Annotated in this window: 8 protein-coding genes; 7 read left to right on the top strand and 1 reads right to left on the bottom strand. The window is 65.8% G+C overall.

The window, feature by feature from the left end:
* From argS to KH616_RS15130, 5 genes are all read left to right on the top strand, one after another.
* Positions 1 to 1,515 (top strand): arginine--tRNA ligase (argS, locus tag KH616_RS15150; RefSeq protein ID WP_292247532.1); only part of this gene is annotated, 1,515 nt, incomplete at its 5' end.
* An 81-nt stretch (positions 1,516 to 1,596) separates the two neighbouring features.
* Positions 1,597 to 2,481, top strand: a complete 885-nt coding sequence (locus tag KH616_RS15145; protein ID WP_292247529.1) for an SPOR domain-containing protein — start codon at positions 1,597 to 1,599, stop codon at positions 2,479 to 2,481.
* Positions 2,482 to 2,552: 71 nt separating this feature from the next.
* Entirely contained in the window at positions 2,553 to 3,191 is a 639-nt protein-coding gene (locus KH616_RS15140) for a thiol:disulfide interchange protein DsbA/DsbL (RefSeq protein ID WP_292247526.1), read from the top strand.
* Between the two features lie 19 nt (positions 3,192 to 3,210).
* Positions 3,211 to 3,984 carry an SDR family oxidoreductase gene (locus KH616_RS15135; protein ID WP_292247523.1) on the top strand — a complete coding sequence of 258 codons (774 nt, stop codon included), beginning with the start codon at positions 3,211 to 3,213 and terminating at the stop codon, positions 3,982 to 3,984.
* 367 nt (positions 3,985 to 4,351) lie between these two features.
* Positions 4,352 to 5,941, top strand: coding sequence for an ABC transporter substrate-binding protein (locus KH616_RS15130; protein WP_292247521.1), 1,590 nt, complete (start codon positions 4,352 to 4,354; stop codon positions 5,939 to 5,941).
* Between the two features lie 112 nt (positions 5,942 to 6,053).
* On the opposite strand, the gene KH616_RS15125 is transcribed toward KH616_RS15130, so the two are convergent.
* Positions 6,054 to 7,133, bottom strand: coding sequence for an MBL fold metallo-hydrolase (locus tag KH616_RS15125; protein WP_292247518.1), 1,080 nt, complete (start codon positions 7,131 to 7,133; stop codon positions 6,054 to 6,056).
* Between the two features lie 311 nt (positions 7,134 to 7,444).
* On the opposite strand from KH616_RS15125, the gene aceK reads away from it, so the two are divergent.
* Both aceK and can read left to right on the top strand, forming a co-directional pair.
* Positions 7,445 to 9,256, top strand: coding sequence for a bifunctional isocitrate dehydrogenase kinase/phosphatase (aceK, locus tag KH616_RS15120; protein ID WP_292247517.1), 1,812 nt, complete (start codon positions 7,445 to 7,447; stop codon positions 9,254 to 9,256).
* A gap of 47 nt (positions 9,257 to 9,303) precedes the next feature.
* A complete protein-coding gene (gene can / locus KH616_RS15115; RefSeq protein ID WP_292247514.1) occupies positions 9,304 to 10,071 on the top strand; it encodes a carbonate dehydratase in 768 nt (255 codons plus the stop codon).
* Positions 10,072 to 10,106: the final 35 nt, after the last annotated feature.

Here is a 10,106-nt window from a genome sequence, read left to right as displayed (position 1 = left end):
ACCGTGGAGGACCGCCAGTTCATCAACCTGCGTCTGACCGCGGCGGCGAAGCAGGCCGTCATCACCTCGGTGCTCTGCGAAGGCCGCGCGTTCGGCCAGTCCGAGCGAGAAAAAGGCCGGCAGGTGCTGCTCGAATTCGTGTCGGCGAACCCGACCGGCCCGCTGCACGTCGGCCACGGCCGCCAGGCGGCGCTCGGCGACGCGCTCGCGAACGTGCTCGCGAGCCAGGGCTACGCGGTGCACCGCGAGTTCTACTACAACGACGCCGGCGTGCAGATCGGCAACCTCGCGATCTCGACCCAGGCGCGCGCACGCGGCCTGAAGCCGGGCGACGCGGGCTGGCCGGAAGCCGCGTACAACGGCGAATACATCGCCGACATCGCGCGCGACTACCTGAACGGCGAGACGGTCGCCGCGAAGGACGGCGTGCCGGTCAAGGGCGCGGGCGACGTCGAGGATCTCGAAGCGATCCGCAAGTTCGCGGTCGCGTACCTGCGTCATGAGCAGGACATGGACCTGCAGGCGTTCGGCGTGAAGTTCGACCGGTACTACCTCGAATCGTCGCTGTACAGCGAAGGCCGGGTGGAGAAAACGGTCAACGCGCTGATCCAGGCCGGCACGACCTACGAGCAGGACGGCGCGCTGTGGCTGCGCACGACCGACGACGGCGACGACAAGGATCGCGTGATGCGCAAGACGGACGGCACGTACACGTACTTCGTGCCGGACGTCGCGTACCACGTGACGAAGTGGGAGCGCGGCTTCACGAAGGTGATCAACATCCAGGGTTCGGACCACCACGGCACGATCGCGCGCGTGCGCGCGGGCCTGCAGGGGCTGCACATCGGCATCCCGAAGGGCTACCCCGACTACGTGCTGCACAAGATGGTCACCGTGATGCGCGACGGCCAGGAAGTGAAGATCTCGAAGCGAGCGGGCAGCTACGTGACGGTGCGCGACCTGATCGAATGGTCGGGCGGCGCGGCGCCGGGCTCGGAGACGTCGCCGGACCAGCTCGACGAAGCGATGATCACGCGCGGCCGCGACGCGGTGCGCTTCTTCCTGATCTCGCGCAAGGCGGACACCGAATTCGTGTTCGACATCGACCTCGCGCTGAAACAGAACGACGAAAACCCGGTCTACTACGTCCAGTACGCGCATGCGCGGATCTGCTCGATCCTCAATGAATGGAAGTCGCGCTACAACGGCGACGCATCGCAGCTGCCGGGCGCCGACCTGTCGCTGCTGACGAGCAAGCAGGCCGCCGCGCTGATGCAGAAGCTGGCCGAGTATCCGGACATGCTCACGCACGCGGCCAACGAGCTGGCGCCGCACGCGGTCGCGTTCTACCTGCGCGATCTCGCTGGCGAATTCCACTCGTTCTACAATGCGGAGCGCGTGCTGGTCGACGATGCAGCGCCGCGCACCGCACGCATCGCGCTCCTCGCCGCGACCCGGCAGGTGCTCGAAAACGGTCTGGCGATGCTCGGCGTATCCGCGCCCGCCAAGATGTAAGCTGCCCGGGCCGGGCAGCCTCAGGCCGCGGCAGCGCCCGCCGCGGCCTTTTCACGATTCTTTTTGCAGGTGACTCAAGCAATGGCACAACCACGCCGCACTTCGAAGCAATCGAAACAAGCCGGAGGAACATTTCTTGGAATCGTGCTGGGCCTGATCGTCGGCCTTGCGATCGCCGTGGTGGTGGCGCTCTACATCACGCGCTCGCCGTCGCCGTTCGTCTCGAAGGTCGCGCCGCCGCCGGCCGACACCGGCGCGAGCCAGCCGCAGTTCGATCCGAACCGCGCACTGCAGGGCAAGACGCCCGGCCAGCCGGTTCCGCAGGCCGCCCAGTCCGCGCCGCCGAACACCGCGCCGGGCCAGGCCGCGAACCAGACGCAGCCGGGCCTGCTGCCCGAGCCGCAGATCGTCGAGGTGCCGTCGTCGAACGGCGGCTCGGCAAACAACGGCGTCGCCGTCCCGCCGAAGCCGGCTGACGTGACGCCGCCGAAGAAGCCGCAAGCGACCGCGAACGACGACAACGACGAACCGGTGCGTACGATCCCGCAGAAGGCCGCCCCGGCGCCCCGGCCGGCACAGCCGCAGCCGTCGCAACAGGCGCAGACGACACCGAAGCCCGCGCACCAGCAGCCGCAACCGCAGCAGCAAGCGGCCGCGCCGAAGGCCACGTCGCCGGCGGCAACGGCCGGCAACAATGCCGTGAAGCCGCCGAGCGCGAGCGACGCGAATACCGGCTACTTCCTGCAGGTCGGTGCATACAAGACGGAAACGGACGCCGAACAGCAGCGCGCGCGTCTGGGTTTCCAGGGTTTCGAATCGAAGGTGACGAAGCGCGACGTCAGCGGCGTGACTTATTTCCGCGTGCGTGTGGGTCCGTTCTCGAAGTTCGAGGAGATGAACTCGGCACGTCAGCGTCTGTCCGATGCAGGTGTCGACACGGCGGTGATCCGCTTCACGAAGCAGTAAGACAGCCCGGGGCCGCGCCTGCGCAGCCCCCGTTACGTTTCGCTACTCAAGCAACTGTTTGCGCTCCCAACATGAAAAAACTGCTTAGCACGCTTCTTCTGTCCCTGAGCCTCGCGGCCGGCTTCGCCCAGGCTTCGCCGTCCGCGCCGGTCGCCGGCAAGGATTTCGAGGTGATGAAGGCGCCGCAGCCGGTGTCCGCGCCGGCCGGCAAGGTCGAGGTGATCGAGTTCTTCTGGTACGGCTGCCCGCACTGCTACGAGTTCGAGCCGACGATCGAAGCCTGGGTGAAGAAACAGGGCGACAAGATCGACTTCAAACGCATCCCGGTCGCGTTCCGCGACGACTTCGTTCCGCATTCGCGACTGTTCTACGCGGTGGCCGCACTCGGCATTTCCGAGAAGGTCACGCCGGCGATCTTCAATGCGATCCACAAGCAGAAGAACTACCTGCTGACGCCGCAGGCGCAGGCCGACTTCCTCGCGACCCAGGGCGTCGACAAGAAGAAGTTCATGGATGCGTACAACTCATTCAGCGTGCAAGGTCAGGTCAAGCAGTCGGCCGAGCAGCTGAAGAACTACAGCATCGACGGCGTGCCGACGATCGTCGTCCAGGGCAAGTACAAGACCGGTCCGGCCTACACGAACAGCCTCGAAGGCACCGCGCAAGTCCTCGACTACCTCGTGAAGCAAGTCCAGGACAAGAAGCTCTAAGCCCCGATCCGGCGCCGGCATGACATCCCCGCTGAAGGTCTTCATTACCGGCGCGTCGAGCGGCCTCGGCCTGGCAATGGCCGAGGAATACGCCCGTCAGGGCGCAACGCTCGGCCTCGTCGCGCGGCGCACCGACGCGCTTGATGCGTTTGCGCGACGCTTCCCCGCCCTTTCCGTCTCGATCTATCCCGCCGACGTGCGCGACGCCGATGCGCTCGCCAGCGCCGCCGGCGCGTTCATCGCCGCGCACGGCTGCCCGGACATCGTCATCGCGAATGCCGGCATCAGCCAGGGCGCGGTGACGGGCCACGGCGATCTCGCCGCGTTCCGCAACGTGATGGATATCAATTACTTCGGAATGGTCGCGACGTTCGAGCCGTTCGTCGGCCCGATGACGGCCGCCCGGCGCGGCACGCTCGTCGGCATTGCCAGCGTCGCCGGCGTGCGCGGCCTGCCCGGATCCGGCGCATACAGCGCGTCGAAGTCGGCGGCGATCAAGTATCTCGAAGCGCTCCGTGTCGAGCTGCGGCCGGCCGGCGTCGGCGTCGTGACGATCGCGCCCGGCTATATCCGCACGCCGATGACCGCGCACAATCCGTACCGGATGCCGTTCCTGATGGACGCCGACCAGTTCGCCGCGCGTGCCGCCCGTGCGATCGCGCAGCGCAGCGCGTTCCGCGTGATCCCCTGGCAGATGGGCGTCGTCGCGAAAGTGCTGCACGTGATGCCGCTCTGGCTCTACGACCGCCTGTTCGAGAAGGCGCCGCGCAAGCCGAGAGCGCCGGCCGAATAAGCCCGTACGCACGGGAAGCCGACAACCCGCGCCCCGGCGTGCCAGCGACGCGCGATGCGCATTCCTGGCGTGCGCCCGTCAGCGCCGGCGCCTGTCGCCTGAGCAGTTCCACGTTGCCGCATGCCGCGGCGCAGCCGATTCCATGCCGCCCGGGTTCCACCGCGCCGCACGCCGCAGCACCCCGCAGGAATCCGCCGCTTCGGCAGCCATTCCGACGTCAAAACGATCGTTGTTCGTCCAACGCGCCGTGTTCCGTCGCCGTTTTTCACGCGGCCCGCGCTTTGGCGGTATGCTATCCGCCACATGCGCTGCCCCGCGCGGCGCCCCATCGTCCAATCACTGCACAACACGCCACGTGGGAGACTCCATGCACGTCAAGCTGTTCGCCGCGGTCGCGCTCGCCGCCGCCGTTCCGGTTATCGCCGCGGCCAAGCCGCTCACCGTTTGCACCGAATCGAGCCCGGACGGCTTCGACGTCGTGCAGTACAACTCCCTCGTCACGACCAACGCCTCGGCGGACGTGATCTTCAATACGCTGGTGTCCTACGACGAAGCCGCGAAGAAGGTCGTCCCGGCGCTCGCGGACAAGTGGGAAGCGAGCGCCGACGGTCTCGTCTACACGTTCCACCTTCGCCCGAACGTCGCGTTCCAGAGCACCGACTACTTCAAGCCGTCGCGTCCGCTGAACGCCGACGACGTCGTGTTCACATTCAGCCGGATGCTCGACGACGGCAATCCGTGGCACAAGGTCGCCGGCGCGAGCGGCTTCCCGCACGCGCAGTCGATGGGCCTGACGAAGCTCGTGAAGTCGATCGGGAAAATCGACGACAGCACCGTGAAGTTCGTGCTGAACGAACCGAACGCGACCTTCGTGCCGATCCTGACAATGGGCTTCGCGTCGATCTACTCGGCCGAATATGCCGAGCAGCTGCTGAAGGCCGGCAAGCAGGCGGACCTGAACGCAAAGCCGATCGGCACCGGTCCGTTCGTGCTGCGCCACTACACCAAGGATGCGCTGATCCGCTACGACGTGAACCCGAGCTACTGGGGCCAGAAACCCAGGGTCGACCGGCTGATCTACGCGATCACGCCCGATGCGTCGGTGCGCATGCAAAAGGTGAAGGCGGGCGAATGCCAGATCGCACTGTCGCCGAAACCGCAGGACGTGCTTGCGGCAAAGAACGAACACGCGCTGAAGGTCGTGCAGACGCCCGCCTTCATGACCGCGTTCATCGCGCTCAATACGCAGAAGAAGCCGCTCGACAATGAAAAGGTGCGTCAGGCGCTGAATCTCGCATTCGACCGCTCGACCTACCTGAAAGTCGTGTTCGACAACACCGCGACGCCGGCGAACAACCCGTATCCGCCAAATACCTGGAGCTACGCGAAGGACATCGCGCCGTACGTGTACGATCCCGCGAAAGCGAAGCATCTGCTCTCCGCGGCAGGCTTTCCGAACGGCTTCTCGACGACGATCTGGGTGCGCCCGACGGGCAGCGTGCTGAACCCGAACCCGAAGGCGGGCGCGGAACTGCTGCAGGCCGATCTCGCGAAGATCGGCGTGAAGGCGGACGTGAAGGTGATCGAATGGGGCGAGCTGATCAAGCAGGCGAAGCTCGGCGAGCACGATCTCCTGTTCATGGGCTGGGCCGGCGACAATGGTGACCCGGACAACTACCTGACGCCGCAGTTCAGCTGCAATGCGGTGAAGTCGGGCATCAACTTCGCACGCTATTGCGATCCGCAGCTCGACAAGCTGATCGCCGACGGCCGGGAAACCGGCAACCAGGCGAAGCGCGCGAAGCTGTATGAGGCAGCGCAGAAGATCATCCACGACCAGGCGCTGTGGATTCCGCTCGGCTACCCGACCGCGTCGGCGCTGACGCGCACCGCCGTGAGCGGCTATCGCGTGAGTCCGTTCGGACGGCAGAATTTCACGACGGTGAGCGTGCAATAACTCGACGGCGCACCGGTTAACCGCCGGGCGCCGCGCCGAACGCTGCACGCCCTTCCGCGTGCAGCGTCATTTGCCCTCGCGTGTGCCGCCGTTGCGGCGGCCCCGCTTCCGTTCAGGCGCGCGCAGTAAAGCGGAGCACGCCGTCCGCCCCTTCGGTGCGCGTCAACTCCCCCGCCAACCACAGCAGATTCAGATGCGCGAGCGCTTCGCCAAGCGCGAACGTCATCTGGTGAAGATCCAGCTCGCGGCGGCGGAACATGATCGGCACGATGTCGGCCGCGCTCATCGGCCGCTCGGCGCAGGCACTGCGCACCTCGTCGAGCCGCGCGTCGTGATGCGCACGCAATTGCGCAATGCGGGTATGCAGCCCGCGAAACGGCTTGCCGTGCGACGGCAGCACGAGCGTCTCGGCCGCCATCGGCTCGTAGCGGCCGAGCGATTCGAGATACAGCGCTAGCGGATTCTCCTCCGGCTCGAGATCGAACACCGACACATTCGTCGAGATGCGCGGCAGCACCATGTCGCCGGAAATCAGCAAGCCGTCGGCCTCGCAATGCAGCGCGCAATGTTCAGGCGAATGACCAAAGCCGGTCACGACGCGCCACGTGCGGGCGCCGATCGTCACCGTGTCGCCGTCGCGCAGGCGGCGGTAGCGCGGCGGCACGGCCGGCACGAGATCCGAGTAATAGCTGCGGCGGTTGTGCAGCTTGTCGAGCGCGGCGGGGTCCGTGAGGCCGTGCCGCGCGAAGTGCGCGGCCGCCCCCGGACCGCCGGCATTCGAGCCGTTGCCCGCGGCCAGCAGGCAGCCGAACAGGTATTCGCCGAGCGTCATCCACAGACGCACCTTCCAGCGTGCCCGGTCGCCTCCCTCGCAGATCCAGTTCGCGAGCCCGAAATGATCCGGGTGGCAGTGCGTGACGATCACGCGCAGCACCGGCAGGCCCTCGAGTTGCGTGTCGAAGATCTGCTCCCAGTGCGAGCGGATCGCGTCCGATGCGATCCCGCAGTCGACGACCGTCCAGCCCGCCTGCCCGTCGATCTCGTCGCGCAGCAGCCACAGGTTGATGTGATCGAGCGAGAACGGCAGCGGCATGCGCAGCCAGCGCACGCCGGGCGCAATCTCGACCGTCTCGCCCGCGGGCGGCAGCGTGTCGGCAAAGGGATAGTCGAGTTGGTGTTCCAGTGCGTTCATCGGATGGGGCGTCTCGTTGTCATGTCTATCGGCCGGCGTGCGGCGAAGCGTCGCTGGCATCGCGACGATTCTATCGTCCAATCCCGCCGGACGTCGTCCGCCCGGATCGGATCCGGGCCGCCGCACATCAAAAAAAATTCTCGCCATAATCGGTTCCGTACCCGTATCTTTACGCGAAGATGCACCGAACGTCGCCGTTCGGCGCGCATCGCGCCGTTCCGCGTCCCTGCGCCGCCTTGCCGCGGATACGGTGAATCCGCCACTCGGGCGCTAAAATGGCGAGTGCCGACCGCCCCTGATCCTGCACGCCAATGAACCACTTCCCCAAACTGCTTTCATCGCAGATCGGCTTCGATGTCGCCCAGACGATGCTCGAGAATTTCGATCGCCACTACCGGATCTTCCGCGAGGCGGCGGTCGAGGCGAAGACACTGTTCGAGCGCGCCGACTGGCATGGCTTGCAGCGGCTCGCGCGCGAACGGATCACGTCGTACGACGATCGCGTGCAGGAATGCGTCGAAGTGCTGGAAGACGAATACGAGGCGGAGCACATCGACAACGATGTCTGGCAGCAGATCAAGCTGCATTACATCGGTCTCCTGACGTCGCATCGCCAGCCGGAGTGTGCGGAGACGTTCTTCAACTCGGTGTGCTGCAAGATCCTGCACCGCTCGTACTTCAACAACGACTTCATCTTCGTGCGGCCGGCGATCTCGACCGAATACCTCGAGAACGACGAGCCGGCCGGGAAGCCGACCTACCGCGCGTACTATCCGGGCACCGACGGGCTTGCGGTCACGCTCGAGCGCATCGTCACGAACTTCCAGCTCAACCCGCCGTTCGAGGATCTCGCCCGCGACACCGCGTGCGTGATGCGTGCGATCCAGGACGAATTCGGCACGTTCAGCGAGGCGGCGAATTTCCAGATCCACGTGCTGTCGTCGCTGTTCTTCCGCAACAAGACCGCGTACATCGTCGGCCGCATCATCAACGGCGACCGCGTGCTGCCGTTCGCGGTGCCGATCCGCCACGTACGCCCGGGCCTTCTCGTGCTCGACACGGTGCTGCTGCGCCGCGAACAGCTGCTGATCATCTTCGGCTTCTCGCATTCGTACTTCCTCGTCGACATGAACGTGCCGTCCGCGTATGTCGACTTCCTGTGCTCGATCATGCCGGGCAAGCCGAAGGCCGAGATCTACACGTCGGTCGGCCTGCAAAAGCAGGGCAAGAACCTGTTCTACCGCGACCTGCTGCATCACCTGTCGCATTCGAGCGACCGCTTCATCATCGCGCCGGGGATCAAGGGTCTCGTGATGCTCGTGTTCACGCTGCCGTCGTTCCCTTACGTGTTCAAGATCATCAAGGATCACTTCCCGCCGCCCAAGGAAACGACGCGCGCGCAGATCATGGAGAAATACCAGCTCGTGAAGCGCCACGACCGCCTCGGGCGGATGGCCGACACGCTCGAGTATTCGAGCGTCGCCCTGCCGCTCGCGCGCCTCGACCATGCGCTCGTGCGCGAGCTGGAGCGGGAGGTCCCGTCGCTGCTCGAATACGAGGGCGACAACCTTGTGATCCGGCACCTGTACATCGAGCGCCGGATGACGCCGCTCAACCTGTATCTGCAGAACGGCAGCGACGCGGAGATCGAGCACGGCGTGAAGGAGTACGGCAACGCGGTAAAGGAGCTGATGAAGGCGAATATCTTCCCCGGCGACATGCTGTACAAGAACTTCGGCGTCACGCGCCATGGCCGCGTCGTGTTCTACGACTATGATGAAATCGAGTACCTGACCGACTGCAACATCCGCCGCGTGCCGCCGCCGCGCAACGAAGAGGACGAGATGTCCGGCGAGCCGTGGTACACCGTCGGCCCGCACGACATCTTTCCCGAAACCTACGGCCCGTTCCTGCTCGGCGACCCGCGCGTGCGCACGGCGTTCCTCCGGCACCACGCCGATTTCTTCGAGCCCGCGCTGTGGCAGGACAGCAAGGACAAGCTGCTGCAAGGCGAGTTGCCCGATTTTTACCCGTATGACGCGTCGTTGCGCTTTTGCGTGCGCTATCCCGAGCACTTCGACGCGGCAGACAGCGAGGATGCCGGCGCCCAGCGCGCCGCCTGATCCTCGGCCCCGCTGAACCTGATTCCCGCCCACGGAACCTCACACCCATGACCACCAAAGACCACCCGCTTTCCCATCTGTTCGACAACAACGACGCCTGGGTCAAGCGCGAACTTGCGGTCGACCCGCAATACTTCTCGCGTCTCGCCGACCAGCAGGCGCCGGAATATCTGTGGATCGGCTGCTCCGATTCGCGCGTGCCGGCGAACCAGATCATCGGCCTGCCGCCGGGCGAAGTGTTCGTGCATCGCAACATTGCGAACGTCGTCGTGCACAGCGATCTCAACTGCCTGTCGGTGGTCCAGTTCGCGGTCGACCTGCTGCGCGTGAAGCACGTCATCGTCGTCGGCCACTACGGCTGCTCGGGCGTGAACGCCGCGCTCCACAGCCGCCGCGTCGGCCTCGCGGACAACTGGCTGCAACATGTGCAGGACGTGCGCGAGAAGCACTCGGATCTGCTCGAGGCGTGGTCGATCGGCGAAGCGCGTTATCGCCGCCTGATCGAGCTGAACGTGATCGAGCAGGTCGTCAACGTCTGCCGCACGACGATCGTCAACGACGCGTGGGCGCGCGGGCAGCAGCTCACCGTGCACGGGCTCGTCTACGGCGTGCACGACGGCCGGATCCGCAATCTCGGGATGGCCGTGTCGAACCCCGACGCGCTCAGCGAAACCTACGCGCGCTGCGTGGCCGCGCTGACCGTCAACGGCCAGCATTCGCCCGACAACGACATGGTCGCGGCCGACGCGGCGATGCTCGAGGAGCTCGCCCGGTCCGTGGCGCCGACCATGAAGCCTTGCACCGGACAGAAGTAAGCGTCGAAGCGCTGACGCCGATCGACCGCGAAACG

The organism is Burkholderia sp., from assembly GCF_018375725.1.
Lineage (GTDB): Bacteria > Pseudomonadota > Gammaproteobacteria > Burkholderiales > Burkholderiaceae > Burkholderia.
Note: the sequence above shows the minus strand (reverse complement) of the source record. Positions and strands in the feature narration are given on the sequence as shown.

What these genes read in the sequence shown, in the direction of transcription:
- can (WP_292247514.1), top strand. Translation starts at nt 9,304, where the DNA reads ATGACCACCAAAGACCACCCGCTTTCCCATCTGTTCGACAACAACGAC.
- KH616_RS15125 (WP_292247518.1), bottom strand. Translation starts at nt 7,133, where the DNA reads ATGAACGCACTGGAACACCAACTCGACTATCCCTTTGCCGACACGCTG.
- KH616_RS15135 (WP_292247523.1), top strand. Translation starts at nt 3,211, where the DNA reads ATGACATCCCCGCTGAAGGTCTTCATTACCGGCGCGTCGAGCGGCCTC.
- KH616_RS15145 (WP_292247529.1), top strand. Translation starts at nt 1,597, where the DNA reads ATGGCACAACCACGCCGCACTTCGAAGCAATCGAAACAAGCCGGAGGA.
- KH616_RS15130 (WP_292247521.1), top strand. Translation starts at nt 4,352, where the DNA reads ATGCACGTCAAGCTGTTCGCCGCGGTCGCGCTCGCCGCCGCCGTTCCG.
- KH616_RS15140 (WP_292247526.1), top strand. Translation starts at nt 2,553, where the DNA reads ATGAAAAAACTGCTTAGCACGCTTCTTCTGTCCCTGAGCCTCGCGGCC.
- aceK (WP_292247517.1), top strand. Translation starts at nt 7,445, where the DNA reads ATGAACCACTTCCCCAAACTGCTTTCATCGCAGATCGGCTTCGATGTC.